25 protein-coding genes and 1 pseudogene are annotated in these 25,939 nt (G+C 63.8%); 12 read left to right on the forward strand and 14 right to left on the reverse strand.

Going from position 1 to position 25,939, the window contains the following annotated elements:
* Positions 1 to 40: 40 nt before the first annotated feature.
* The 3 genes from LB552_RS19205 to LB552_RS19215 form a co-directional block, all read right to left on the reverse strand.
* On the reverse strand, positions 41 to 991 hold the full coding sequence (locus tag LB552_RS19205; protein WP_140843171.1) for an acetyl-CoA carboxylase carboxyltransferase subunit alpha: 951 nt from the start codon (positions 989 to 991) through the stop codon (positions 41 to 43).
* A gap of 100 nt (positions 992 to 1,091) precedes the next feature.
* Positions 1,092 to 2,006: a site-specific tyrosine recombinase XerD gene (locus LB552_RS19210; protein ID WP_224609381.1), complete on the reverse strand. Its 915-nt coding sequence runs from the start codon at positions 2,004 to 2,006 to the stop codon at positions 1,092 to 1,094.
* A gap of 35 nt (positions 2,007 to 2,041) precedes the next feature.
* A complete protein-coding gene (locus LB552_RS19215) occupies positions 2,042 to 2,194 on the reverse strand; it encodes a hypothetical protein (protein ID WP_042643428.1) in 153 nt (50 codons plus the stop codon).
* A gap of 190 nt (positions 2,195 to 2,384) precedes the next feature.
* On the opposite strand from LB552_RS19215, the gene LB552_RS19220 reads away from it, so the two are divergent.
* The 3 genes from LB552_RS19220 to LB552_RS19230 are packed head-to-tail and all read left to right on the forward strand — an operon-like array spanning position 2,385 to position 5,046.
* The gene (locus tag LB552_RS19220; RefSeq protein WP_224545650.1) at positions 2,385 to 3,014 is read left to right on the forward strand and encodes a shikimate kinase; all 630 of its coding nucleotides are present in this window, start codon (positions 2,385 to 2,387) and stop codon (positions 3,012 to 3,014) included.
* Positions 3,011 to 4,156, forward strand: a complete 1,146-nt coding sequence (gene aroB / locus LB552_RS19225) for a 3-dehydroquinate synthase (protein WP_224609384.1) — start codon at positions 3,011 to 3,013, stop codon at positions 4,154 to 4,156. Before LB552_RS19220 ends, aroB begins: the two co-directional genes overlap by 4 nt.
* Positions 4,153 to 5,046: an HlyC/CorC family transporter gene (locus LB552_RS19230; RefSeq protein WP_224609388.1), complete on the forward strand. Its 894-nt coding sequence runs from the start codon at positions 4,153 to 4,155 to the stop codon at positions 5,044 to 5,046. The genes aroB and LB552_RS19230 overlap by 4 nt, the downstream gene beginning before the upstream one ends.
* Before the next feature lie 25 nt (positions 5,047 to 5,071).
* Here the strand turns inward: LB552_RS19230 and LB552_RS19235 are convergent, their stop codons facing one another.
* Genes LB552_RS19235 through LB552_RS19245 form a run of 3 tightly spaced genes read right to left on the reverse strand, consistent with a single transcriptional unit; the run spans position 5,072 to position 9,927 of the window.
* Complete coding sequence (locus LB552_RS19235; protein ID WP_224609391.1) at positions 5,072 to 6,619, reverse strand: SpoVR family protein; 1,548 nt, start codon at positions 6,617 to 6,619, stop codon at positions 5,072 to 5,074.
* A gap of 28 nt (positions 6,620 to 6,647) precedes the next feature.
* On the reverse strand, positions 6,648 to 7,958 hold the full coding sequence (locus tag LB552_RS19240; protein WP_095767434.1) for a YeaH/YhbH family protein: 1,311 nt from the start codon (positions 7,956 to 7,958) through the stop codon (positions 6,648 to 6,650).
* 19 nt (positions 7,959 to 7,977) lie between these two features.
* On the reverse strand, positions 7,978 to 9,927 hold the full coding sequence (locus LB552_RS19245) for a PrkA family serine protein kinase (RefSeq protein WP_140845861.1): 1,950 nt from the start codon (positions 9,925 to 9,927) through the stop codon (positions 7,978 to 7,980).
* A gap of 276 nt (positions 9,928 to 10,203) precedes the next feature.
* Between LB552_RS19245 and LB552_RS19250 the strand changes: the two genes are divergently transcribed.
* The gene (locus LB552_RS19250; RefSeq protein WP_224609393.1) at positions 10,204 to 11,010 is read left to right on the forward strand and encodes an alpha/beta hydrolase; all 807 of its coding nucleotides are present in this window, start codon (positions 10,204 to 10,206) and stop codon (positions 11,008 to 11,010) included.
* A gap of 4 nt (positions 11,011 to 11,014) precedes the next feature.
* Here LB552_RS19250 and LB552_RS19255 read toward each other — a convergent pair whose 3' ends face one another.
* Positions 11,015 to 11,317 (reverse strand): BolA family protein, encoded by a 303-nt coding sequence (locus tag LB552_RS19255; protein ID WP_140845863.1) that lies wholly within the window; start codon positions 11,315 to 11,317, stop codon positions 11,015 to 11,017.
* Between the two features lie 136 nt (positions 11,318 to 11,453).
* On the opposite strand from LB552_RS19255, the gene LB552_RS19260 reads away from it, so the two are divergent.
* From LB552_RS19260 to LB552_RS19275, 4 genes are all read left to right on the forward strand, one after another.
* The gene (locus LB552_RS19260) at positions 11,454 to 12,077 is read left to right on the forward strand and encodes a J domain-containing protein (protein ID WP_095767437.1); all 624 of its coding nucleotides are present in this window, start codon (positions 11,454 to 11,456) and stop codon (positions 12,075 to 12,077) included.
* Between the two features lie 125 nt (positions 12,078 to 12,202).
* The gene (gene cobS / locus LB552_RS19265; RefSeq protein ID WP_095767438.1) at positions 12,203 to 13,189 is read left to right on the forward strand and encodes a cobaltochelatase subunit CobS; all 987 of its coding nucleotides are present in this window, start codon (positions 12,203 to 12,205) and stop codon (positions 13,187 to 13,189) included.
* 55 nt (positions 13,190 to 13,244) lie between these two features.
* Positions 13,245 to 15,143 (forward strand): cobaltochelatase subunit CobT, encoded by a 1,899-nt coding sequence (gene cobT, locus LB552_RS19270; RefSeq protein ID WP_224609396.1) that lies wholly within the window; start codon positions 13,245 to 13,247, stop codon positions 15,141 to 15,143.
* Entirely contained in the window at positions 15,140 to 16,156 is a 1,017-nt protein-coding gene (locus LB552_RS19275) for an esterase-like activity of phytase family protein (protein ID WP_224609399.1), read from the forward strand. Before cobT ends, LB552_RS19275 begins: the two co-directional genes overlap by 4 nt.
* A 51-nt stretch (positions 16,157 to 16,207) precedes the next feature.
* On the opposite strand, the gene LB552_RS19280 is transcribed toward LB552_RS19275, so the two are convergent.
* From LB552_RS19280 to rpmB, 5 genes are all read right to left on the reverse strand, one after another.
* Positions 16,208 to 17,017 (reverse strand): hypothetical protein, encoded by an 810-nt coding sequence (locus LB552_RS19280; protein WP_224609401.1) that lies wholly within the window; start codon positions 17,015 to 17,017, stop codon positions 16,208 to 16,210.
* A gap of 221 nt (positions 17,018 to 17,238) precedes the next feature.
* The gene (locus LB552_RS19285; protein WP_224609404.1) at positions 17,239 to 19,014 is read right to left on the reverse strand and encodes a GtrA family protein; all 1,776 of its coding nucleotides are present in this window, start codon (positions 19,012 to 19,014) and stop codon (positions 17,239 to 17,241) included.
* A 190-nt stretch (positions 19,015 to 19,204) separates the two neighbouring features.
* Positions 19,205 to 19,879 (reverse strand): hypothetical protein, encoded by a 675-nt coding sequence (locus LB552_RS19290; protein WP_224609407.1) that lies wholly within the window; start codon positions 19,877 to 19,879, stop codon positions 19,205 to 19,207.
* A 29-nt stretch (positions 19,880 to 19,908) separates the two neighbouring features.
* Positions 19,909 to 20,589 (reverse strand): queuosine precursor transporter, encoded by a 681-nt coding sequence (locus LB552_RS19295; protein ID WP_224609410.1) that lies wholly within the window; start codon positions 20,587 to 20,589, stop codon positions 19,909 to 19,911.
* A 114-nt stretch (positions 20,590 to 20,703) separates the two neighbouring features.
* Positions 20,704 to 21,000, reverse strand: coding sequence for a 50S ribosomal protein L28 (gene rpmB / locus LB552_RS19300; protein WP_095767449.1), 297 nt, complete (start codon positions 20,998 to 21,000; stop codon positions 20,704 to 20,706).
* A 256-nt stretch (positions 21,001 to 21,256) separates the two neighbouring features.
* Here rpmB and LB552_RS19305 point away from each other — a divergent pair, with 256 nt between their 5' ends.
* From LB552_RS19305 to LB552_RS19315, 3 genes and pseudogenes are all read left to right on the forward strand, one after another.
* Positions 21,257 to 22,048 carry a DUF3108 domain-containing protein gene (locus tag LB552_RS19305; RefSeq protein ID WP_224545932.1) on the forward strand — a complete coding sequence of 264 codons (792 nt, stop codon included), beginning with the start codon at positions 21,257 to 21,259 and terminating at the stop codon, positions 22,046 to 22,048.
* A gap of 32 nt (positions 22,049 to 22,080) precedes the next feature.
* Positions 22,081 to 22,968 (forward strand): DMT family transporter, encoded by an 888-nt coding sequence (locus tag LB552_RS19310; protein ID WP_224609412.1) that lies wholly within the window; start codon positions 22,081 to 22,083, stop codon positions 22,966 to 22,968.
* Positions 22,965 to 23,635: pseudogene (locus LB552_RS19315) on the forward strand (lysoplasmalogenase family protein). Before LB552_RS19310 ends, LB552_RS19315 begins: the two are co-directional and overlap by 4 nt.
* A gap of 76 nt (positions 23,636 to 23,711) precedes the next feature.
* Here LB552_RS19315 and LB552_RS19320 read toward each other — a convergent pair.
* The gene (locus tag LB552_RS19320; protein ID WP_224609415.1) at positions 23,712 to 24,158 is read right to left on the reverse strand and encodes a cupin domain-containing protein; all 447 of its coding nucleotides are present in this window, start codon (positions 24,156 to 24,158) and stop codon (positions 23,712 to 23,714) included.
* A gap of 53 nt (positions 24,159 to 24,211) precedes the next feature.
* Positions 24,212 to 24,979 (reverse strand): hydroxyacylglutathione hydrolase, encoded by a 768-nt coding sequence (gloB, locus tag LB552_RS19325; protein ID WP_224609418.1) that lies wholly within the window; start codon positions 24,977 to 24,979, stop codon positions 24,212 to 24,214.
* A 116-nt stretch (positions 24,980 to 25,095) separates the two neighbouring features.
* Here gloB and LB552_RS19330 point away from each other — a divergent pair, with 116 nt between their 5' ends.
* Complete coding sequence (locus LB552_RS19330; protein WP_095767455.1) at positions 25,096 to 25,872, forward strand: class I SAM-dependent methyltransferase; 777 nt, start codon at positions 25,096 to 25,098, stop codon at positions 25,870 to 25,872.
* Positions 25,873 to 25,939 lie beyond the last annotated feature (67 nt).

Consider the following 25,939-nt stretch of genomic DNA (forward strand, 5'->3'; position numbering starts at 1 on the left):
ATTCCGGCCACAGTTGAACGTCTTGTCGTGACTTGAGAGGTCAGAGGCTGCGGCCCATCGCCAGGTATTTCTCGCGGCGCTGCTCGCGGAAATCGGTGTTGGCGCCGGCGAAATCCTTCATCGTCCTGGCGATGAGGTCGCCGGTGGACGCAATCACCGTTTCCGGCGCGCGCTGGGCGCCGCCCATCGGCTCGGGAATGATGGCGTCGATGATCTTCATCTCGAGAAGGTCCTGCGCGGTGATCTTCATGTTGGTCGCCGCGTCCTTCGAGCGCGTGGTGTCGCGCCACAGGATCGAGGCGGCGCCTTCGGGCGAGATCACCGAGTAGATGGCATGCTCCAGCATGTAGACGCGATTGGCGGTGGCGATCGCGATGGCGCCGCCGGAGCCGCCTTCGCCGATGACCACCGAGATCGACGGCACCTTCAGCGAAAGACAGGCCGAGGTCGAACGCGCGATCGCTTCGGCCTGGCCGCGCTCCTCGGCGCCGACGCCGGGATAGGCGCCGGCCGTGTCGACCAGCGTCAGGAGCGGGATCTGGAAGCGGTCGGCCAATTCCATCAGGCGCACCGCCTTGCGGTAGCCCTCCGGCCGCACCGAGCCGAAATTGTGCTTGATGCGGCTTGCGGTGTCCGAGCCCTTTTCCTGGCCGATGATCGCCACCGGCTCGCCGCGGAAGCGGGCGAAGCCGCCGACAATCGCCTGGTCGTCACCGAAATTGCGGTCGCCGGCCAAAGGCGTGAAATCGGTGAACAGCCCTTTGATGTAGTCGACACAATGCGGGCGGTCGGGATGACGCGCGACCTGCACCTTCTGCCAAGGCGTGAGCGCCTTGTAGAGGTCGCGCAAAGCGTCGCGCGAGCGCTTTTCCAGCCTGCTGATCTCTTCGCCGACATCGACCGCCTCGCCGTTCTCGGCAAGCTTCTTCAGCTCAAGGATCTTGAGCTCCAGATCCTGCACCGGCTTTTCAAAGTCGAGGTAGTTGTACATGCTTGAGCGGACCGATCCGTCGGAAGGCAAATGGCTGGCGGAACCGCTGAAATGCCGGCTCCGGGCGGTGGAACGTCGCCCTCACATAGCGATATGAGGCCTAGTCGGCAAGCGGGTGATGATCGTTGACCAGCCGTACCAGCCGCTCCTCCAGCACATGGGTGTAGATCTGCGTGGTCGAGATGTCGGCATGGCCAAGAAGTTGCTGAACGGCTCTGAGATCGGCGCCGTTCTGCAGGAGATGGCTGGCAAAAGCATGGCGAAGCACATGCGGCGAGATCTTCGCCGACGCTATGCCGGACCGCGCGGCCAAGCCCTTGAGATCGCGGGCGAAGACTTGCCGGGAGAGATGGCCGCTGTCGGAGGAGGCGGGGAACAGGAAGGGGCTCTCGGCAAAGGCCGGCCGTTCGGCCCTCGCGGCAAGCCAGGCGCGCATGGCGGCGCGCGCCTTGGCCGACAGCGGCACCATGCGTTCCTTGTCGCCCTTGCCTCGCACCATGAAGAAGCGATCGTCGCGCAACGCCACCGTGACCGGCAGGCCGACCAGTTCCGACACGCGCAAGCCCGTTGCGTAGAGCACTTCGACCAGCGCGTGCAGGCGCAACGCGGCCAGCCTGTCGCCGTCCGGCCCGGATTCTCCGGCTTCCTGCGCTGCCCGGTCGAGCAGGCGCCCGGTCTCGGCTTCGCTCATCGTCTTCGGCAGCGGCCGGCCCTTGCGCGGGCTGTCCAGCGTGCCGGTCGGGTCGTCGCCGCGCAGCCCTTCGGCATAGAGGAATTTGAAGAACTGGCGGATCGCCGACAATTTGCGCGCCTGCGAGGTCGGCGCGAAGCCGCGCGCGGCGATGTCGCCGAGATAGGCGCGGATGTCGGGCGATCCCGCGCCCGCCAGTCCGCCCTTGATCGCCTCGGAAGCATCCTCCAGGTCGCGACGATAGGACGAAAGCGTGTTCTCGGCCGCGCCTCGCTCGGCGCTCATCATCTCGAGGAAGGCTTCGATGCGGGCGGCGCTGTTCATCGGGCCGGGATCAGCTCTTTGTCGGTGTTCGTGGGTCAGTTTTTCTTCGGGTTGAGCTTTTCAGCCGGAATGCGGATGCTCATTTCTGCTTTTTTCGGCTCCACGAACATCGCCAGCGCGAACATCGCGCCATAGGCAATGCCTGCAAGAACCGCCAGCGTCACGACGAAGCGAAACAAAGTCGGCATTCAATTTTCGCCCGTCTTGTTGTTCTGCTTTTCCAAAGCCCTGTGCCCTTATGGGACGCCGATCCGGCCAATTCAAGCAGGAAGGATTCTGGTGAACAGGAGGTTTTGCCGGGGAAGCTTCGCGGCCGTTTGTCCGGCCGTGCTTGACGCAAACAGGCTTTTGATGTCGATACGGCGCAAAGAGGCCCCGATGAACGCTCTGCCACCAAATCCGACGGACGAAGGCCGCGCCGCGCTGATCGAACGGCTCGGAAGCCGGTCGATCGTCTTCGTCGGACTGATGGGCGCCGGCAAGACCGCGATCGGCCGCAAGGTGGCGGCGATGCTGTCGTTGCCCTTCATGGACAGCGACCAGGAGATCGAAAGCGTCTCGCGCATGACGGTGCCGGAGTTGTTCGAGCGCTATGGCGAGCCGGAATTCCGCGCGCTGGAGCAGCGGGTGATCCTGCGTCTGCTGGAGAACGGACCGCAGGTGCTGTCGACCGGCGGCGGCGCCTTCATGAATGCGCAGACGCGCGAGGCGATTTCCGCGCATGGCATATCGGTCTGGCTGAAGGCCGATCTGGACCTGTTGATGGAGCGCGTTTCGAAGAAGCAGAACCGGCCGCTCTTGAAGAATCCTGACCCGCGTGGCGTGCTGGAGAAGCTGATGGGCGAGCGCTATCCGGTCTATGCCATCGCCGACCTGACTGTGCCGACGCGCGACGACCGCAAGGAGATCATCGCCGGCGAAGTCGTCGCCGCGCTCTGCGCCCATCTTGGCATCGACGCGATCGCAACCGGCGCTACAAGCGCCACAACTGGCGAGATTCAATCGTGAGCAATGCCGAACCGGTGAAGGTCGAGGTCGGGCTCGGCGACCGCGCCTATGACATTCTGATCGGCTCAGGGCTGTTGACGCGCTCCGGCGAGGAGATCGCGCGCCGGCTTCCCGGTACCCGCGCGGCCATCGTCACCGACGAAAATGTCGCCGCCGCGCATCTCGACTTGCTGAAGGCTGGGTTGGACAAAGGCGGCATCCAGTCCGCCGTCATCACGCTGCCTGCGGGCGAAAAGACCAAGAGTTTCGTCCATCTGGAGGAAGTGGTCGACGGCGTGCTCGCGGCAAGGCTCGAACGCCGCGACGTGGTGATCGCGCTCGGCGGCGGCGTCATCGGCGATCTTGCCGGCTTTGCTTCCGGCATTGTCCGCCGCGGCATGAATTTCGTGCAGATACCGACCTCGCTGCTGGCGCAGGTCGATTCTTCCGTTGGCGGCAAGACCGGCATCAACAGCGCGCGCGGCAAGAACCTCGTCGGCGTCTTCCACCAGCCCAGGCTGGTGCTTGCCGACACCCAGGCGCTCGACACCCTTCCGATCCGCGAGTTCCGCGCCGGCTATGCCGAGCTTGCCAAATACGGGCTGATCGACCGCCCGGCCTTCTTCGCCTGGCTCGAACAGAACTGGGGGCAAGTCTTTGCCGGCGGTCCGGCACGAGTCGAGGCGATCGCCGAGGCCTGTCGCGCCAAGGCCGACGTCGTTGCCCGCGACGAGTTCGAGACCGGCGACCGCGCCTTGCTCAATCTCGGCCACACTTTCGGTCATGCGCTCGAAGCTGCCACGCAGTATGACGGGAGCCGGCTCGTCCATGGCGAGGGCGTCGCCATCGGCATGGCGCTGGCGCACCGCTTCTCGGCGCGTCTCAACCTGGCGAGTCCGGACGACGCGGAGCGCGTCGAAGCGCATCTGCGCGCCGTCGGCCTGCCCTGTCGAATGGCCGACATTCCGGGCGAGCTGCCGGACGCCGAGGCGCTGCTCGGCTTCATCACCCAGGACAAGAAGGTCTCGCGCGGCGCGCTGACCTTCATCCTGACGCGCGGCATCGGCCAGGCTTTCATCGCCAAGGACGTGCCGTCGTCGGAAGTGCTCTCCTTCCTCAAATCGAGCCATCCTGGGTGGCTCGAGGTGAGCCATCCCGGATGAACGGCGCCGGCTGGATCGTCGCCGCCGTCCTTGCCGCCATCGTGCTTTTGGCGCTTTTCTTCCGCGCCCGATTGCTTGCCGCTTGCGGCTATGCGCTGCGGCCGATCGAGCCGCCGCAGCGGTCCGAGCGCAACGGCAAGGATGAAGACGGCGACGAACCCCGGCGCGAGGGCACGGCTGCCGAGGAGCGCAATCGGCTTGAGGGGCTGTTCGATCTCGACGAGCTCGAAGTGTCGGATGTCATGGTCCACCGCACCAATATGCGCTCGGTCAATGCCGACAATGCGCCGGAGGCGGTGGTGCGCGAGATCCTGCAGAGCCCGCACACCCGCATGCCGCTGTGGAAGGGCTCGCTCGACAACATCGTCGGCGTCCTGCACGCGAAGGATCTGCTGAGGGCCCTCAATGAGGTCGGCAACGATTTTTCGCGGATCGACGTCATGAAGATCGCGGCCAAGCCGTGGTTCGTGCCGGACACCACCACCTTGCAGGAACAGCTCAACGCTTTCCTGCGGCGCAAGGCGCATTTCGCCATCGTCGTCGACGAGTATGGCGAGGTCGAAGGGCTGGTGACGCTGGAAGACATCATCGAGGAGATCGTCGGCGAGATCGCCGACGAGCACGACATCGACATGCAGGGCGTCAAGAAAGAGGCCGACGGCTCGGTCGTGGTCGACGGCACGGTGCCAATCCGCGATTTGAACCGCGCGCTCGACTGGGACCTGCCCGACGAGGAAGCCACGACGATCGCCGGCCTCGTCATTCATGAGACGCAGTCGATCCCTGAGGAGAAGCAGGCCTTCACCTTCCACGGCAAGCGTTTCGTGGTGATGAAGCGCGAGAAGAACCGCATCGCCAGATTGAGGATACGTCCCGCCAGCGAGGGCTAAGGCGTGCCGATGTCCGGCGATGCCCTCAAAGTTCCTTGGTCCAACGCTCGCTGAGTATCGCGCCGGTACCGGCATCGATTGCCGCCAGGCTGACATCATAGCCCCAGAGGTTGCGGATATGGCGCAGCGTCGCGTCGCGGCTCTGGCCCTCGAGCATGACGCCGTCCTTGACCACGTGCTGGAGCCGCAGATGCCGGTCGCCGAGCAGGTCGACGTCAACCACCTGGATGTCGGGACGGTTGGCGCCGATATCGTAGCTTTGCGCCAACGCCGACCTTATCTTGCCATAGCCGCGCTCATTATGAATTGAGGCCACCTCATAGTGCGGCTCGTCGGCACCGTCGGCCAGCACGAAGAGCCGCCATTTGCGGATCAGCCTTGGGCTCAGATACTGCCGGATGAAGGATTCGTCGCGATGGTTGGCCCAGGCGTCGAGCAAGGTGTCGCGCCAGTCGCCGCGGCCGGCGATGTCGGGAAACCAGTCGCGGTCCTCGGCGGTCGGCGCGGTCGAGATGCGCTGGATGTCCTGCATCATGTCGAGACCCAGCGCATAAGGATTGATGCCGGAAAAGCGGGGGTCGTCATAGGCCGGCTGGAAGACCACGTTCGAGTGGTTGCGCAGGATTTCGAGCATGGCGCCTTCGCTGATGCGGCCACGGTCGAACAGCATGTTCATGAGCGTGTAATGCACGAAGGTCGCGCAACCTTCGTTCATCACCTGGGTTTGCCGCTGCGGATAAAAATATTGCGCGATGACGCGCACGATCCTGACGATCTCGCGCTGCCAAGGCTCGAGGACGAGACTGTTCTTCTCGAGGAAGTAGAGCAGGTTCTCTTCCGGTAGATTGAGCGATTTCTTCCGCTCGGCCGCGTCGTCGTCACCGGCTGTTTTGGTATCGCCACTCTCTTGCGAAGGCGGCAGTGTCCGCCAGAGATCGTTGAACGAACGCTCCTCGTATTCCAGGCGCTCGCGCAGCCCTTCGCGCTGCTGCTCGGACGACAGTCTCGGCGGCCGATGATAGCGAAACACACCCTGCTCCATCAGCGCGTGGGCCGAATCCAGGATCGCCTCCACGGCCGCCATGCCATGCCGCTCCTCGCATCGGGCTATGTAGCTCTTGGCAAAATCCAGATAGCTCAGGATGCCGCCGGCGTCCGTCCATTGCCGGAAAAGGTGATTGTTCTTGAAGAAATGATTGTGTCCCAGCGCGGCATGCGCCGTCACCAAAGCCTGCAGGGCCATGGTGTTTTCTTCCATGAGGTAGACGATGCAGGGATTGGAGTTGATGACCAATTCATAGGCCAGACCGCGTGCGCCCTTACGGTAGAGCAGTTCGTTGTAGAGGAAGTGCTTGCCGAATGACCAATGCCGGTACATCAGCGGCATGCCCACCGACGAATAGGCGTCGAGCATCTGCTCGGAAGAGATGATCTCCATCTGCACCGGGTAGATGTCGAGGCGAAGCTCTTCGAAGCCGATCGCTTCGATCTCGTCATAGACCCGGGACAGCTTGTTGAAATCCCAGTCCGACCCGGAAAACAGCAATTCGGATTTGCGCGCTTGGCTGACCATCGGCCTATGTCCCTTCGAGCCTCAGTCCTCAAGCGCTCTTGCGCAGATCAGGTTGTCTGGCGAAGAGCTCGCGGAAGACCGGGTATATATCGGCCGGCGCGGCGATGCGCCTCATCTGGAAATTCGGCCATTTTCCGTCGACCGCGTTGTAAGCGCGCCAGAGCGATGTGCCGTTCTCGGTCGAGCCGAAAATGTGGCTTTCCCGCTCGTCGATGATCTCCACATAGGCGAAATACTGGCAAAGCCGCATCAGCTTGCGGTCGAGCAGTTCTATGCAGCGCTCGGAATCGGTGGCGAAATTGTCGCCGTCGGAGGCCTGTGCGGCGTAGATGTTCCATTCGGCGACCGGATAACGTTCCTCGATGATGCGGTGCATTTCCTCGAGCGCGGTGGAGACGACCGTGCCGCCGCTTTCGGTGTGGTAGAAGAACGTATGCTCGTCCACCTCCTTGGCTTCGTGGGTGTGGCGGATGAAGACGACCTCGGTGCGTTCGTAGCGCCGTGTCAGAAACAGATGCAGCAGCACGAAGAAGCGTTTGGCCAGATCCTTCTCGCGCTCTCCCATCGAGCCGGAGACGTCCATCAAACAGAACATCACCGCGCTGGCGTTCGGCACCGGCTGGGGATCGAAGCGATTGAACCGGATATCGACCGGATCGACATAGGCAATTCGCCTGCGCCTGCGCTCGATCCGGTCGAACTCCTCGCGCAGGGCAGCGATGCGTTCGCTCATGGCCGTGCTTGCCGGCTTCGCTTCAAGCTCGGCAATCTGCAGGGCGATTGCGTCCAACTCCGCCTGCTTGGGGCGTCTGAGCGCGATGCGGCGCCCATGGCTGTTGCGCATCGTGCGCCCGACATTGATGTTGGTCGGCGCTCCGCTTGCCGTGAAGCCTGCCCGTCTCGGCTTGAAGCTCAGTATCTGCTTGAGATTGAGCTTGACCAAATCCGGCAGTTCGAGGTCCTCGAAGAAAAGGTCGAGCACTTCCTCGCGTGACAGCACAAAGCGGAAGTCGTCTTCGGATTCCGTGGTCCCTGGAGCCGATCCGTAGCCTCCGCCGCCGCCCGGTTTGGAGATAAGATCGCCAGGGCTGAATGTCCTGTTGCCGGGCAGGATGTGCTGGCGCCTGCCGCTTTCCTTGTCGTCGCCGAAGGTCGGTTCGCTGGTGCCCTTGCGAGGCATCGGCACGGCATGCTCGCGGTCAATGTCGGCGATACGACCTGTCCGGACGTGGTCGCGGATGCTGCGCTTGAGCTCATCACGGGCGCGCCGGAGGAAGCGCTGGCGATTGCCCAGGCTCTTGTCCTTCGGGTTCAGGCGGCGGTCGATGAAGATCGGCATGGAACCGTCCCGGCTTTGCTCAACCCGCCTTGTTCACGCGCATGTACCAGTCGACCAGCCGGCGAACCTGCCGCTGGGTATAGCCGCGTTCCACCATACGCTGCACGAATTCGTTGTGCCGCTTCTCCGTGACGCTGTCCTGCTTGGAGCCGAAGCTGATCACCGGCAGCAGGTCCTCGACCTGGCCGAACATGCGCTTCTCGATGACCTCGCGAAGCTTTTCATAGCTCGTCCAGGAGGGATTGCGGCCATGGTTGCGCGCCCGGGCACGCAAGGTGAATTTGACCACTTCGTTGCGGAAGTCCTTCGGGTTGGCGATGCCGGCCGGTTTTTCGACCTGCGACAATTCCTTGTCCAGCACCTCGCGGTTGAGGATCTGGCCGGTGTCGGGGTCCTTGTAGTCCTGATCCTCGATCCAGGCGTCGGCATAGGCGATGTAGCGGTCGAAGAGGTTCTGACCGTACTCGCTGTAGGATTCCAGATAGGCCTTCTGGATCTCATGGCCGATGAACTCGGCATAACGCGTCGCGAGTTCCGACTTGATGAATTCGAGGAAGGCGGCTTCCGTTTCTTTCGGGAATTGCTCGCGCTTGATGGCCTCCTCGAGGATGTACATCAGGTGCACGGGATCGGCCGCCACCTCCTTGGTGTCGTAGTTGAACGTCTGCGACAGGATCTTGAAGGCAAAGCGCGTGCTGACTCCGGTCATGCCCTCGTCAACGCCGGCGGCGTCGCGATACTCCTGGACCGACTTGGCCTTGGGGTCGATCTCCTTGAGGTTCTCGCCGTCATAGGCGCGCATCTTGGTGTAGAGCGGTGAGTTCTCGTGCTCGGCAAGGCGGGTCGAGACGGTGAAGCGGCTGAGAATGTCCAGCACTTCGGGCGCGCAGGGGCTGTTTGCCAGCTCGCTCTCGCGCAGCAGCTTCTCGTAAATGTGCCTCTCCTCGGTAACACGAAGGCAATAGGGAACCTTGACCACGAGGATGCGGTCGAGGAAGGCTTCGTTGTTCTTGTTGTTCTTGAACTGCTGCCATTCCGATTCGTTGGAATGGGCCACGACGATGCCCTGATAGGGGAAGGCACCGAAATTCTCGGTGCCGTTGTAGCTGCCTTCCTGGGTTGCCGTCAGCAATGGGTGCAGGACCTTGATGGGCGCCTTGAACATCTCGACGAATTCGAGCAGCCCTTGCGTGGTCCGGTTGAGGCCGCCGCTGTAGGAGTAGGCGTCCGGGTCGGACTGGCTGAAGTGCTCCAACTGCCTGATGTCGACCTTGCCGACCAGGGCCGAGACATCCTGATTGTTCTCGTCGCCGGGCTCGGTCTTGGCGATGGCGATCTGGCGCAGCCGCGACGGCATCAGCTTGACCACGCTGAATTTGGAGATGTCGCCCGACAGTTCGTCGAGGCGCTTGGCCGCCCAGGGCGAAATCAGTCCGTTCAGGCGGCGGCGGGCGATGCCGTATTTATCCTCCAGCAGATCGCCCATGCGATCGGGATGGAAAAGGCCGAGCGGCGATTCGAAGACCGGGCTGATCTTATTGCCGACCTTGAGCGTGTAGATCGGGCGCTCCTCCATCAACTTCTTCAGCCGTTCGGCCAGTGAGGATTTGCCGCCGCCGACCGGGCCGAGGAGATAGAGGATCTGCTTGCGCTCCTCGAGGCCCTGCGAGGCATAGCGGAAATATCCGGCGATGCGCTCGATCGTATCCTCCATTCCGTAGAAATCGGAGAAGGAGGGATAGATCTTGATGGTGCGGTTGGAGAAAATGCGGCCGAGCCGCTCGTCCTTGCTGGTGTCGACCAGGTTCGGCTCACCGATCGCCTCGACCATGCGTTCGGGCGCCGACGCATACATGGATTTGTCTTCGCGGCAGGCCAGGAGATATTGCTGCAGGCTGATCTCTTCCTGAGCCGCGTTGGAATAAATCTCCGAAAACAGATCGAAGACGTCTGATTGGTTCTCGCGCATGGTGCTTTGCCTCGGAGCCGGTGGGCTGCCAATCGGCTCATCGCTGCATCAACTGCCGGAAAGCACTGTTTGTTCCCTTCACATGAAGGATAGCGCATGCAATCTGGCATTGACCCGGGGGATACCCGACGCGGCCGAAAATGCTCGCCCGAGAAATACGTGGTGATTGCCGGCGGAGCTTCAAGGTCCTGATTTGGTTTGCTGCCCACAAGTTGTCATTATTGATCCAATCGAGGTGCGCGGCGCGCTTGCGCCGCAACCTGGCCGGAGATGACGATGATCGATCGACGCGGCTTCATCGCGGCATCCCTGGGGGCGCTGCTGCCGGCAGGTGCGTCAGCCGCCAGGCGTCCGGGCCGGCAGGCACCGCAAACCCTCGATTACGGTCCGGCCAAGCTCGATGTCTACGCGCCGGACGGCGCAAACAACCTGCCGGTGGTTTTCTTTGTCCATGGCGGCGCCTGGCGGTTCGGCAAACGCGGCCAGGTCGGCTCAAAGCCGGACTTCCTGCTCGCCAATGGCTTCGTGTTCGTCTCGATCGATTACCGCATGCTGCCGGGAGCCGATGTCGCCACCCAGGCCGGCGACGTCGAAAAAGCCTACGCCTATGTGCGCGCCAACATTGCCCGATACGGCGGCGATCCCAGTCGCATCGTCGGCATGGGCCATTCGGCCGGGTGCCATCTGATCGCGCTGACCGGCATGCGCGGCGGTTTGCCCGGTGTCGCCGCGCTGATCCTGGACGATACCAGGGCCTATGATCTTGCGGCGCTTTCCAGGAATGGCGGCATGATGGGCGCCTATGCGCGTGCCTTTCCCGACCCGACACAATGGGCGGCGCTGTCGCCGTCGACCTATGTCGACGGCAGGAAACATCCGCCGACCTTCATCGCCTATTCGCGCGCGCCCGGGCGAGCCGAAGCGTCGAAGGCTTTCGCGGAACGCCTGCGCGCCACCGGCGCCAAGGTCACGCTGTTCGACGGCAGCGCCTATACGCATATGTCGATCAATCGCGATTTCGGCCAGGACGGCGACGCCTTGACCGCGGCTGTATTGGCCTTCCTCAAGGCGAGCGTCGGCTGAGAGCTTACCAGCGCGTCTTCTCGCCGGGCGCCGCCGGCTCGATCGCCAGCGCATGCACGCCGGCCTTCAGTTCGTCCGCGAGCAATTCGTTGACGGCACGGTGGCGCTCGATGCGAGCCATGCCGGCAAAGCTCGGCGAAACGATGCGAACGCGAAAATGCGTCTCGCCGCCGCCGTCGAACGTCGCGTGGTGGCCGGACTCGACGTGATGATGCCCGGCGTGAAGGTGGCTCTCATTGATGACCGCTAGCCGTTCGGGCGAAAATGCCGCTTTCAGCTTGTTTTCGATTGTCGACTGTATGGACATCCGGGTTTCCCTTCCCCACATCTGCGGCATAGCCGCAAAATCTTGAATTTCGACCGCTTTTAAGCCGCGATTCAGCGGTTAGGGCGATCATCGGCGAAATGTCAATTCTTGTTTCGCACATGCGAACAGCCCATAAATGGGTGAGATGAAAGCGTACCCCAAATATTTCGAGAAAATTCGAATTCGGCCGGAGAAGGACGCGGAGCTGAAGTCGCGCGCCCCGATCTGCCAGTGGGACGGCTGCAACGAGGCCGGCACGCATCGCGCGCCGGTCGGGCGCCTCAAAGAGGGCGAGTATTTTCGCTTCTGCTTCGACCATGTGCGCGAATACAACAAGGGCTTCAACTACTTCTCCGGCGTGTCGGACACCGAGATCGCCCGCTTCCAGAAGGAGGCGCTGACCGGCCACAGGCCCACATGGCGCATGGGCGCCAATGGCGGCGGGACGCGCTCGGCGCCGGATTTCGCGCAGCAGCGTTCGGGGCGGGCCGGCTACTACAACCGCATGCGCGATCCCTTCAACCTGTTCAGCGGCGGAGCACGCGAGCCGCGCGAGCGCAAGGCAAAGCCACTTGAGGCCAAGGCGCTGGAAACGCTTGGCCTTGACACAAAGGCGACTGGTCAGGACATCAAGGCGCGCTATAAGGAACTCGTTAAGCGCCACCATCCGGATGCGAATGGCGGCGACAGAGGTTCGGAAGACCGGTTCCGCGATGTGCTGCAGGCGTATCGCGTGCTCAAGCAAGCAGGATTGTGCTGAGCGGCCCCACGGTACCAAGTCGTTTTTCCAACTTTCATATGGTTGGAAAAGGCTCTAAGACCGCCCCCGGACAAAATCGATTGCCGGCGAAACGCGGCGTTTCGCCCGTGGAGACGTTGATAGTGATGAACAAGGTCGATCGCGACATCGCCAACCTGCCCGACACGACCGTGCCGGTGAAGGAGAAATTCGGCTTCGATTCCAAGATGATCGTTCCCGCCTATTCGGCGGCGACCGAGCATGTACCGGACATCGACCCGGATTATCTGTTCGACAAGGCGACGACACTGGCGATCCTCGCCGGCTTTGCCTACAACCGCCGCGTCATGGTGTCGGGCTATCACGGCACCGGCAAGTCGACGCATATCGAGCAGGTCGCAGCGCGGCTCAACTGGCCCTGCGTGCGCGTCAACCTCGACAGCCATGTCAGCCGCATCGACCTCGTCGGCAAGGACGCCATCGTCGTCAAGGAAGGGCTGCAGGTCACCGAATTCCGCGACGGCATCCTGCCCTGGGCCTATCAGCACAATGTGGCGCTCTGCTTCGACGAATATGATGCCGGCCGTCCGGACGTGATGTTCGTCATCCAGCGCGTGCTGGAATCGTCGGGTCGCCTGACCCTGCTCGACCAGAGCCGGGTCATCCGCCCGCACCCTGCATTCCGGCTGTTCGCCACCGCCAACACGGTCGGTCTCGGCGACACCACGGGCCTCTATCACGGTACGCAGCAGATCAACCAGGCGCAGATGGACCGCTGGTCGATCGTCACCACGCTCAATTACCTGCCGCACGACAATGAAGTGAATATCGTGCTGGCCAAGGCCAAGCACTATCGCGACAGCAAGGGCAAGGACATCGTCAACAAGATGGTGCGCGTCGCCGACATGACGCGTTCGGCCTTCATCAACGGCGACCTGTCGACCGTGATGAGCCCGCGCACCGTCATCACCTGGGCCGAGAACGCCGAGATTTTCGGCGACATCGGCATGGCGTTCCGGCTGACCTTCCTCAACAAGTGCGACGAGCTGGAGCGTTCGGTGGTGGCCGAGTTCTACCAGCGCGCCTTCGGCGAGGATCTGCCGGAGAGCGCCGCCAACGTGGTGCTGGGGTAGGTGCGCGGCTGAAAAGGCCTCCAGCCTTTCAGCATGAATCGCGCAGGGAATGATCATGGCGGGTCCAGGCGACAACACGCGCAATAAGCCGAAGAACGGGTCTGAAGCCGACAGCTTCAAGCGCGCGGTGACCGTGTGCATGCGCGCCGTCGCCGGCGACAAGGACCTCGAGGTCGGTTTTGCCAAGGACCGGCCGGCTTTGGCCGGCAACCGCGCGCGCCTGCCCGAGCTGCCGAAGAAAGCGTCCCGCAACGACATCGCGATCACGCGCGGCCTGGGCGACTCCATGGCGCTGAAGCGCGCCTGTCACGATCAGCGCATCCACAACAGGCTGGCGCCGGAAGGCAAGCTGGCGCGTTCCATCTTCGACGCCGTCGAGCAGGCGCGCGTCGAGGCGATCGGCAGCCGCGCCATGCAGGGCGTGGCCGACAATATCGGCTCGATGCTCGAGGACAAATACGCCAAGGCGAACCTCGTCGACGTCAGGGACAAGGCGGACGCGCCGCTCGAGGAAGCGATTGCGCTGATGGTGCGCGAGAAGCTCACCGGACGTTCCGTGCCGAAGAGCGGCGAGCGGCTGGTCGATCTCTGGCGTCCCTGGATCGAGGAAAAGGCGAGCAGCGACCTGGACGGCCTGTCGGCCAAGCTCGAGGACCAGCAGGCCTTTGCCCGCGTCGTGCGCGACATGCTGGTTTCCATGGAAATGGCCGAGCAACTCGGCGAAGACCAGGAAACCGACGACTCGGAGGAAAACGAAGAGAACGAGCAGCAGGGCGAGGAACAGAGCGAGGAAGGCGGCGAGGAGGATTCAGGCTCCGAGCAGTCGCAGTCGGAAGATGCCGAAGCCTCCGCCGACGACGAAGAGTCGGCCGAGACCGAAGCGACCGACGCCACCTCCGACGACCTGTCCGATGAGGACGACGCCGACGCCGAGACGCCGGGCGAGGCCAAGCGAAACGACAATCCGTTCCTGAACCTGCCGAAAGAGATCGACTACAAGGTATTCACCACCGCCTTCGACGAGACGGTAGGCGCCGAGGAGCTGTGCGAGGAAGAGGAGCTCGACCGGCTGCGCGCCTTCCTCGACAAGCAGCTTGCCAACCTTTCCGGCGTTGTCGGGCGGCTCGCCAACCGGCTGCAGCGCCGGCTGATGGCGCAGCAGAACCGCTCCTGGGATTTCGACCTGGAGGAAGGCTATCTCGATCCGGCCCGCCTGGTGCGCGTGGTCATCGACCCGATGCAGCCGCTGTCCTTCAAGCAGGAGCGCGACACCAAGTTCCGCGACACGGTGGTGTCGCTGGTGCTCGACAATTCGGGCTCCATGCGCGGCCGGCCGATAACCGTCGCCGCGACCTGCGCCGACATCCTGGCGCGCACGCTGGAGCGCTGCGGCGTTTCGGTGGAAATCCTCGGCTTCACCACGCGGGCGTGGAAAGGCGGGCAGGCGCGCGAGAAGTGGCTGAAGGATGGCAAGCCGCCTAACCCCGGCCGGCTCAACGACCTGCGCCACATCATCTATAAATCCGCCGATCATCCGTGGCGGCGCGCGCGGCGCAATCTCGGGCTGATGATGCGCGAGGGCCTGCTCAAGGAAAACATCGACGGCGAGGCACTGCTATGGGCGCATAACCGGCTGATCGGCCGGCCGGAGCAGCGTAAGATCCTGATGATGATCTCGGATGGCGCGCCGGTCGACGATTCCACGCTGTCGGTCAATCCGGGCAATTACCTGGAACGCCATCTGCGGGCGGTCATCGAGCTGATCGAGACGCGCTCGCCGGTCGAGCTTCTGGCGATCGGCATCGGCCACGACGTCACGCGCTATTATCGCCGCGCCGTCACAATCGTCGATGCCGAGGAACTGGCCGGCGCCATGACCGAGCAGCTCGCCTCGCTCTTCGGCGAGGAAAGCGCGCGCGACACGCGGCGCGGCGGATTGCGACGCGCCGGATGATCCTTTGGGGGCGGCGTGCGCGGCGGACGCTTTTCGCCTGCGTGCTGGCCTGTGCATCGCCGGCAATTGCCGCTCCGGGAACTCCCGTCGAAACAGTCGGGATTTCGGCGCGGCCGATCAGCCAGTTCCATATCGGCCGCGACGAGACGCGGTTCGGGCCGCTTGAATTCGTCGGCGGGCTGGAGATGACCTCGCAGGCACGCGATTTCGGCGCGCTGTCGGCTTTTCGCTTTCTGAAGCCGGGCAGCGACTTCATCGGTGTCGCCGACACCGGCTTCTGGTTCTTCGGCACGATCACGCATGACGCCGACCGACGTCCGTCGGGCGTTTCGAACTTCCGCCTGCAGCAGATGGTCGACGCTTCGGGCCGGCCGATCGACCGGAAATGGAAGGTCGACGCTGAGGGGCTCGCGGTCAGGGACGGTATCGCCACCGTCGGCTTTGAGCGCGACCAGCGCGTCGCCCAGTTCAAGATCGATCCCGACAATATGAAAGCGCCGATCCGGCAGCTCGATTACCAGATCCCCGCCCGGGAGCTGCGCCAGAACCGCGGCTTCGAGACCGTCACCCATGCCAATCCTTATGGGCAGCACGCGGGCGGCCTGGTCGTGGTCTCGGAGAGGAGCCTCGATGACGCCGGCAACGTCTACGCCGCCATCATCGGGGGGCCGCATAAGGGCGTCTTCACCGTCAGACGCGACGGCGATTTCGACATCACCGACGGCGCCTTCCTGCCGGATGGCGACCTGTTGCTGCTGGAGCGCAGTTTTTCGATCGCGCGCGGGGTGAAAATGCGGCTGCGGCGCATCTATGGCGAAAGCGTCGAGAAGGGCGCGGTCGCCGATGGGCCGGTGCTGATGGAGGCCGATATGGACTACCAGATCGACAATATGGAAGGGCTGGATGTCTGGACCCGCGAGGATGGCGCGCTGATGGTGTCGCTGATATCCGACGACAACCATTCGATCCTGCAGCGCAACCTCTATCTGGAATTCATCCTGCACCAGGACTGAGGACGGCGGGCCGGCATGGATTCAGCCGTGCCGACGGCGGGCGCCGAGAGATTACCGGCCGACGTGGCGGACTTCGTTCATCACGAAATTGGCCGCGCGCTTGCTCCGGTTACGGATCTTGAGCGTCGCGGTGTTGTCCACGAAATAGGTGTGAAGGATGCTGTCGCGGGTGCGGACTTCCGGCCCGACAGTGTCGACCGCGTGCCAGGTGTCGGTGCCGACCGCAAAGGCGTAGCCGGTGTTCGGCGAAAACGACATCCGGTGCGAATTCTCGAAACGCCCGTCCGGCATGCGCTCGGCGAAGCGGGTGCCGATATGGTTGATCGAGTCGTCCTCCGGCAGATAGAACTGGACCGTGATGCCCTTCCATTTCGTGTCGGTGTGGAAGCCGATCTTGTAGCCCGCCACGTCGCGCGTCAGCATCGGCACCGGATACATGCCGACCTTCATGAAGTCCGAGCCGAACCGGCGCTCCAAGCCCGGGGCAAGGCGGCGCATGAATGCGTCCTTCAGCTGCGGCGCGTGCAATGCCTTGCCAACCAGGGACCAAATCGCCCGCTTCTCCTGCGGCAGATGGCGGATGTATTCGGGGTAGAGGTCGATCTTGATCCGCGTCGGGGTGCCGTCAGCCTTGATATTCACATTGTTGCGTCCCTTGAGCGCACGATATTCGCGCGCCTCCGGCATGGCGGCGCGCATGCGCTGATAAAGGTCCGCCGGGAAAACATCGGTCATTTCCAGATGCCAGAAAGGCTTTTCCACAAATGCGGCACGGTTCACGGCGTCCACCATGTGAGAGACAACATGCTGCAGCGTTTGTGTGGCTGATGCTGGCGCCGCCGCGCCCTCTATGGCCGACATGGATGTCTTCTCCCCAACCTAAAACCCCGAATCCAAATTTCTTGAATACATATATCGCCGCCTAAACGAGATGCTAACCAAAGCACAGGCTGGATTGCAACGATCCACGGAACTGATTTCGATAGCGGCTTTCTAAATCACGCAGTGAAATTGCATCAGCGCAGAGCAGGCGTATTGCGAAGGGCGCTGTCGACGATGCTGATATGGCCGCGGGCCGATATTCAACGAACCTTGTAGATCTCGATCGGCTTTCCCGCGGTAGACTGGTCCAGTTCGAGCCACTCAGGCAGGTCGCCCCGCAGCAACGCCGCGACAAGGCCCTTCGGCGCGTCCAGAGCCAGCGATATCTCTTCCGTGTTGCCGCGACAGATCGCGACCAGCCCGACATGCTCGCGTTCGATGACGGCGCGGGCGGCCTCCGGCGTTCCCATGAAAGCGTCGAGCATGGCGAGATTGCCGCCGACATTGCGGTGGTAAGGGCCGGCCAGCGCCCGGTGGCCGGTGAAGGTCAATATTCCCGAGCCGAGATTGGACGAGGCAAGCACCGTCGTCACGGGCATCGCGGCAAGATCATGGAAGTCGCCCGGCTTGCCGCAGGTCACGGCATGGTCGGGGTCGGAATTAACCCGCTGTGGCGCCTGCCGAACCACGGACTGCGCCGCCACCGCGACCCCGGCCCAGGTCGCGTTGAGCGAGACCAGCCACGCCATGACGATGCCGGTGGAAAGGCGCCATGAGGGCGCGGCGTTCGCCCGCAGGCGGATTCTCGCGATCCAGGCCGAGAGCGGCAGCACGGCGAAGGCGACGGAGAAGGTCGAGCCGCGCACCTGCCAGAGGCTGACGCCGAAGGCGACGACGAGCAGGATGGCGGCGAGCATCTCGGCGCGGCGCAGCCGACGGGTTCGGAGCTGAAAGCCGACCAGCAGGATCGCGATGAAGGGCGTCACATAGCGCGCCGCCATCAGCTTCGGCTGGTGGATGGCGACGCTCCAGAAGGGCTGTGCTTCGACCACGTCGGCCAGCCAATAGGTGCGGATACGTTCGTCCATGCCCGCATAGGGCGATGCCAGGCATTGCGGGAAGAACACGATCACAACGACCGCGACCACCGCCATCAGCACCAGCATCGAAACCAGCCGCGCCCGGCGGCTGGATGCGGCAAAGGTACTGGCGATCACGAGGCCGAAGCCGGACAATGCGGCAACGGCGAACTGGAAAGAGGAGAAGGCGTCGCATTGGGCCACGCCCCAGTCGGCCGGCCGGATGGTCGCCACGAAGACCAGGGAGGCTATGCCGGCAAATCCGATGCCAAAGCCTCGTGCCGTGCCGCGCTCCTTGTCGTCGAGGATGAACAGGACAGCGGCGCAGATGCCGAGCACCGCCACATAGGGAGCCGTCTCCATGCCGACCGCGAGCGTCAGGCCGGCGCAAATGCCCGATAGAAGGGCCGCGGGCCGCCAGGAGGGCGCTTCCATCAGAAGCCAGAGGCCGGCCGCCGTCAGAAGCAGCTGGACATTGTGGTGATCGATCACGCCCGGGCTGTAGATCACCAGGTAGAAAAGCGCCGCCGTCGACAGAATGACTGCCGGCATCGCGACATTCGCAGCGGCGAAGCGCTGCGAGGCGCGCATCAGCACGAATATGGTCAGCCCGTAGAGGAGGGTCGGCCAGATGATCTGCGCGACGCGCTCGGCCGTGGCCGTGCTGGCGCCCAGCGCATCGAAGGCCATGATGGTCAGCGCGAGCGGCGTATCGACAAGCCGCGACCAATGCATGACGAAGCCGCCCGAGGTGCCCATCCTGTATTGGTGCAGATCGAACCAGCCCTGCCCGCCGAGCAGGTCGCGAACCTCGACCAGCCGCAGCATGCTGTCATTGTCGGCGCCGTAGTCGCCAAGGGTCGGAAAACCGGAAACGGCGTTGATCGTCAGCACCACCAGCGTGGCGCACAGCGCAAGCAGAAGGTCGTTTTTCCAACCGGTGCCCGGCATGGTCATGCTGGTCGCGATGCCCTAAAGCAATTCCAGGAAAAGTGTGCCACGGTTTTCCGTCAGGAATGGCGTCAAAACGAAGAGATAGAGTGGTCCGCCGTTTCCGTGAAACGGCGGACCACTCTGGAGAATTTTCGCGATCCTGCACGATCGGGCGTAACAAAGCGTAAAGCCGCCGCGGCTGTGGCTGAAAGCGTCAGCCCTGGTTGGTTGCGATCCAAATGACGTGGCGGGCGCCGCGCTTGCCGTTGGCCCGCGTGTTGATCTCCTCGACCGCGAAGCCGGCCTGTTTCAGCCGTCGGGTGAAGCCGCTGTCCGGCCCCTGCGACCAAACCGCCAGCACGCCGCCGGGCCTCAACGCGGCGCGCGCGGCCGCAAGGCCGGCGGCGCCGTAGAGCGTGTCATTGCCCTCGTAGACGATGCCTTCGGGACCGTTGTCGACATCGAGCAGGATCGCGTCCCAGGCGGCTTTCTCCGCCCGTATCACCTGGCCGACATCGGCTTCGCGGATGGTGACGCGGGGATCGTCGAGGCAGCCGCCGAAGATCCCCGACATGGGGCCGCGTGCCCAGGCGACGACCGCGGGGACGAGCTCGGCCACGGTGACGGCAGCGTTCCGATCGAGCGCGGCGAGAGCGGCGCGCAAGGTAAAGCCCATGCCGAGCCCGCCGATAAGGATGCTTGGCCGCTTGCGGCCGGCGATACGCTGACAGGAAAGCCTGGCCAGCACTTCCTCGGAACCGCTGAGGCGGCTGTTCATCAGCTCGTTGGTGCCGAGCATGATCGAGAATTCAGCGCCGCGCCGCTTCAGGCGCAGCTCCTGGCCGCCATCGGGCGTGCGGGCGGAGTCAAGCTGAACCCAGGGGATCACGGCCTGATTCCACTTGCTGGGTTCATGGCCTAGAACGCGACCGCCGGTTGGCTCCAGCGCGCGGCGAGCAGCCGGTAGGGGATCAGCGCCACCACGGCGATGATCAGCTTGACCGAAAGGTCGCCAAGCGCCCAGGAGACCCAGCGCATCGTCTCGACCGGCAGCACACCCACCAGCGGCGCGGTCTCCAACGCGAAGCTGTCGTTGGGACCGGCAAAGGCGAAGGCGGCGGAGAAGGCGACGCCGAAGAAGACGACGGTATCGAAGATGGAGCCGACCAGCGTGCCGACGATCGGCGCGCGCCACCAGCTCTGCCGGCGCAGCCGGTTGAAGACGGTAACGTCCAACAATTGCGCGGCGAGGAAGGCAGCTCCCGAGGCGGCTGCGATGCGCACCAGCCGGTCGGCGGCGGTCTCGAACTCGATCAGTCCATGACGGAAGAGGAAGGGCGGAATCAGGATCGAACAGGTCACCGCGGTCATGAAGCCGACGAACACCACCTTGCGCGCCACGGCCGGGCCATAGCGGCGGTTGGCGAGGTCGGTGACCAGGAAGGAGAAGGGATAGGTGAAGGCGCCCCAGGTCAGCAGGTCCGCCAACGACAGGCCGCCGACTTGGCCCTGCATCGGGAACTGCACGAGGATGTTCGACGCCACGACGACAAACGCCATGGCGGCCACGAAGGGCAAATATCGCGTCAGGAAATACATTTTTTTATCCTGGGTAATGGAACCAGCCGAGCGTCATGCCGACGCTCGCTCCTGTTTCGAGCACCGGTCTGGCCGGGGCTCGAGGCGGTCGTCCCCCGCCTAAAAGCTGCGGCTTTAAGCGGCCGACTGCTCGGCCAGCTTCTTGGCGATCTGCTTCTTGAGCAGACGGGCGCGCTGCGACAATTCCTTGACGTCGGCCTTGGCCAGGAAAGCGTCGAGGCCGCCGCGGTGCTCGACCGAACGCAGCGCGTTGGCCGAAATGCGCAGGCGAACATTCTGGTTCAGCGCTTCGGAAATCAGCGTCACATTGACCAGGTTCGGCAGGAAGCGACGCTTGGTCTTGTTGTTGGCGTGGCTCACATTATTGCCGGTCTGGACTGCCTTGGCAGTGAGTTCGCAGGTGCGGGACATCTTGTCTAACCTCAGTTCTAAGCCTGCCAAACCATTCTGCCCGCGCCGGGCGGCGCGCGGTCTCGGTCAGGCGGCCTTTGGAAAAGTTGGCGTTCCATAGTGGCATTTCACCACTGCGTCAAGCTCCGGCACGCGCCCCGCTGTCAGGCACGCTCCATATAAAGGCCGGATTTCACAGTATAAGCCCATCGCGAAGGGATCTGCCAGGCTGGAGCCGCTGCGTTCCGGCCGAACCGCCAGGGATCAGCCAGCCGCCATGCTCCGTCCTTCTCATGCATTCGCCGCCCTGCTTGCCGTTGCCGTGCCGGCAACGAGCTTCGCCGCCGCGCCGCCGCAGTCGTTCAAGGGCGAGTATACGGTGTCGTTTCTCGGCCTTTCGATCGCCAGGGCGACTTTCTCCAGCCGATACCAAGGCGACAACTATGCCATTGACGGCACCGTCTCGGCCGCCGGCCTCGGCAAGTTGTTCGACGACACGAAAGGCACGATTTCCTCGAAAGGCACCATTTCCGGTAAGCAGATGCAACCGCACGCATTCCGGGCCGACTATACGTCGGGCAAGAAGGCCTCGATGGTCGATATCCGCTTCAACAACGGCGCCGTCACCTCCACGCAAGTCGTTCCCGCGCCAAAGAAGCGCGATCCGAAGAGCTGGGTGCCGCTGGGCGATAGCGACCTGAAATCGGTGCTCGATCCGATGGCCGCGACCGTCATCCACGCCGACAGCCTGGACAAGGTCTGCGGACGCACGGTCAAGTTCTATGATGGCGAGATGCGCGCCGACCTGACCTTGACCTATGCCTCCAAGGGTTCGATCTCGGTGCCGGGCTACAAGGGCGACACGGTGACCTGCAAAATGGGCTTCGAGCCGGTGGCGGGCTATCGCAAGGGCCGCAAGGCATTGAATTTCCTGAAGAACAAGAGCCGCATGCTGGTGACGTTTGCACCGCTCGGCCAATCCGGCATATATGCGCCGATCCGCGCCACGGTCGGGACCCAGATTGGTCCGCTGACCATCAGCGCGAGACGGTTCGAAGCGGTAAATTAGGACAGGCGCCACCGCGCGCCGGCGGGGGCAATATGGGGCGCGCAACACTGATCGGGTTTTCGGCGGTCGCCATGTGGGCGCTGCTGGCGCTGCTCACCAACGCTTCCGGACAGGTGCCACCCTTCCTGTTGTCGGCCATCACCTTCGCCATCGGCACCTGCGTCGGCCTTGCGGCGCGGCTGGCGATACCGGCTCCCGACCGGAGCCGGAAGATCCCTCGCCAAGTCTGGGTGATCGGGATAGCCGGGCTGTTCGGCTATCATTTCTTCTACTTCACGGCGCTGCGCAATGCGCCGGCGGTCGAGGCGAGCCTGATCGCCTATCTGTGGCCGCTGCTGATCGTGCTCGGCTCGGCGCTGATGCCGGGCGAGCGGCTGGCCTGGAACCATGTCGTCGGCGCGCTGCTCGGCCTTGCCGGCACCTTCCTGATCGTCACCAAGGGTGGCGGGCTGGCTTTCGACGCGCGCTACGCCTTCGGCTATGCGATGGCCGCCGTCTGCGCGCTGTTGTGGTCGTCCTATTCGCTCTTGTCGCGGCGTTTTCCGTCGGTGCCGACCTCGATCGTCACCTGGTTCTGCGCGGCGACGTCGGCGCTGTCGCTGGCCTGCCATCTGCTGCTTGAGAAGACGGTGCTGCCGGACAGCCTCGGGCAATGGCTGGCCGTCATCGGGCTCGGCCTGATGCCGGTGGGCGCGGCCTTCTATGCCTGGGACATCGGCGTCAAGCGCGGCAACATCCAGGTGCTGGGCGCGGCGAGCTATGCCGCGCCGCTTCTGTCGACGCTGGTGCTGATCGCTGCCGGCGTCGCCGAGCCGTCGCTGCGCATCCTCGCTGCCTGCGTGCTCATCACCGGTGGCGCTGCGCTCGCGGCGAAGTCGCTGCTGATGCGCAAGCCGGCGGCGAAAGAGGTCAACGCATGATGCCGTTTTCCGGCGGCATCGAGGCCAACGCCAACGCGACGCTTTTGTTCTCGTTCGTCGCGGCCGTGATCTACGCCTTTGCGCTCGACATGCCGCCGAAGTGGACGCGCACGGCGGCAAAGACGCTTGCCGTGGCTTTGCTGGCCGTGCTTGCCGCCATGCAGGGCGGTCCGCTGCTGCTCGTCGCGGCGCTGGCACTCAGCGCCGTCGGCGACGCCTTTCTGTCACGCGACGGCGAAAAGGCCTTTCTCGGCGGGTGGCGAGCTTTCTCGCCGGTCATATCGCCTATATCGCGCTGTTTTCGCAGGCAGGCGGCGGGCTCGGCCTGTTGAGCGCCGAACCCTGGCGCGGCGCGATCGCCTTGGCCATGGCCGCATTCAGCACCGTCATGCTTGCCGCGCTCTGGCGCCGCGTCGGCCCGCAACTGCGCGCGCCGGTCGCCGTCTATGTCGCGGCGATCCTCGCCATGGGCATTTCGGCGCTCACCACGGACTATCCCTGGGTGATTGCCGGCGCGGTGCTGTTCATCGCCTCGGACGGGCTGCTGGCGGCCGAGCGCTTCCTGCTCGCGGCGATCTCGCCGCATCGCGTCTGGATGCGCTATGCGGTCTGGGTGCTTTACTATGCCGCCCAGTTGGCGATCACGCTGGGACTTCTACTCGCCTAGTGCGTTTCACCGTTTAACGGAAACGACGAAACGCTTTATCTCTTTGTTTTTTACACAATTCCGGACGGAAAACCGCTCACAGTTTTCCTGGAATTGCTCTAGCCGGCTGCCAGCCCGGCTCGGCCAGCTCGAAAGCGGCGAAATCGAAGCCCGGCGCCACGGTGCAGCCGACCAGCGTCCACTCGCCCAGGCTGCGCGCCGACTGCCACCAGCCGGCCGGCACGACGATCTGCGGCCGCTCGCCGGCGGTAAGGGCCGTGCCAAGCACCTGCTCGATGACGGCGCCTGCGCCTTCCTCATGCATCGACAGCGCCAGCGGCGCTCCGGCATAAAAATGCCAGACCTCGGCCGCATCCTTCACCCGGTGCCAGGCCGAAAGCTGGCCGTGCTCGAGCAGGAAATAGATCGCGGTCGAATGACCGCGCGGGCCGCCTGTGGTGTCGCGAAAGGTCTCGGCGTACCAGCCGCCCTCCGGATGCGGCTCGAGGCCTAGCGTTGCGATGATCTCGGCGGCGCTGGTCATTGGCGGCCTTTGCTGCGACGAACGTCGAGCCTTTTGGTCGACATGCGGTGGAACTAAAAATTGTCCTTGCGCTTGCGGATCTCTGCAAACACCTCGGCGTCCGAGGCTTTCTCCATGCCGAGATGCTTACGGATCGCCGGGTCGTGCCAACGCAGGAACGGGTTGGTCGACAGTTCCTCTCCGATGGTCGTCGGCAATGTCGGCTTGTCGTCGGCGCGCAGCGCTTCGATCCTCGCCGCGCGCTGCTTCAGCGCCGAGTTGGTCGGGTCGACCGTCACCGCGAAACGGGCATTGGCCAAGGTGTATTCGTGGCCGCAATAGATGGCGGTTTGCGCCGGCAGCGCCGCCAGCTTCTTCAAAGAGTCATACATGACCGGCGGCTTGCATTCGAACAGGCGGCCGCAACCCAGCGCAAACAGCGTATCGGCGGTGAAGGCCACTTTCGAGGCCGGCAGATAGTAGGAGACGTGGCCGGCGGTATGGCCGGGCGTCTCGATGACCTCGATTCGTTCCTCGCCAAGGAGCACGACCGAGCCTTGGCTGACCGTCTCGTCGATGCCGGGGATCTTCGCCTTCTCGGCTTCCGGGCCGACGATGCGCAATTTGAAGCGTTCCTTCAGCGCCAGATTGGCTTCGACATGGTCAGCATGATGGTGCGTGGTGAGGATCAATGTCGGCGTCCAGCCGGTGCGCTTGACCGCCGCCAGGATCGGCGCTTCTTGCGGCGCGTCGATGATCGCCGTCTGTCCGCTTTTCGGATCGTGGACCAGCACGCCGAAATTGTCGGTGCGGCACATGAACTGCTCGATTTCGACCGGCATCGCATGTCTCCCTTTGTCGTCGCAGACATAGGGCGGCCGGCCGCCGATGTCATCCGGGTTTGTTGAACTCGGCGCCTTTGTTGAACTTGGGCCCCTTCGCGGCTACCGTCGCGCGCATGCATTCGGATATCGTCGACCTGCGTTCCTTCTATTCGACCACGCTCGGGCGCCTGGCCGAGCATTCGATCACCATGGCGCTGTCGTCCGTATGGGCGACCGTTCCCAATGAGCGGCTGGTCGGCCTCGGCTATGCGCTGCCATGGCTGGAACGCTTCGGCACCGATGCCGAGCGCGTCTTCGCCTTCATGCCGGCAACGCAAGGCGCGGTGGTGTGGCCGGTGTCGGGGCCGACGGCGACGGCGCTGGTCTTCGACGAGGAACTGCCGCTGGTCGATTCCTGCATTGACCGCGTGCTTTTGGTGCATTCGCTCGAACATGCCGAAAATCCGCGCGAGACGCTGAACGAGATCTGGCGCGTGCTGTCGCCGGCCGGGCGTGTGGTCATCGTCGTGCCCAACCGGCGCGGCGTCTGGGCGCGGTTCGAGCACACGCCCTTCGGCAACGGCCGGCCGTTCTCGCGCGGCCAGTTGACCGAGCTGCTGCGCGAGGCGAATTTCACCCCGGCGACATGGAGCGATGCGCTGTTCTTCCCGCCGTCGCCGCGGCGTTTCATGATGCGCTTCCACAATGTGCTGGAGAAGGCCGGCCGGCGGTTCTGGCCGATCTTTTCCGGCGTCATCGTCGTCGAGGCGCAGAAGCGGCTCTACCAGGGCGTGCCGGTCGCGCAGCGTGCCTCTCGCCGCGTCTTCGTGCCGGTCTTCTCGCCGCAGGGCGCAACGCGGCTTGGCCGGCGTGCGGCTGACGCCGCGCCTGGCCAAGTGACGCGTTCGTGATCGCCGCGCCTTGCATCGCGCGGCAATCGTCATCCTATCTGAGGCATGCCCGAGCTAAGGCTAAGGC

The sequence above is a fragment of the Mesorhizobium sp. CA7 genome (assembly GCF_020165015.1).
GTDB lineage: Bacteria > Pseudomonadota > Alphaproteobacteria > Rhizobiales > Rhizobiaceae > Mesorhizobium.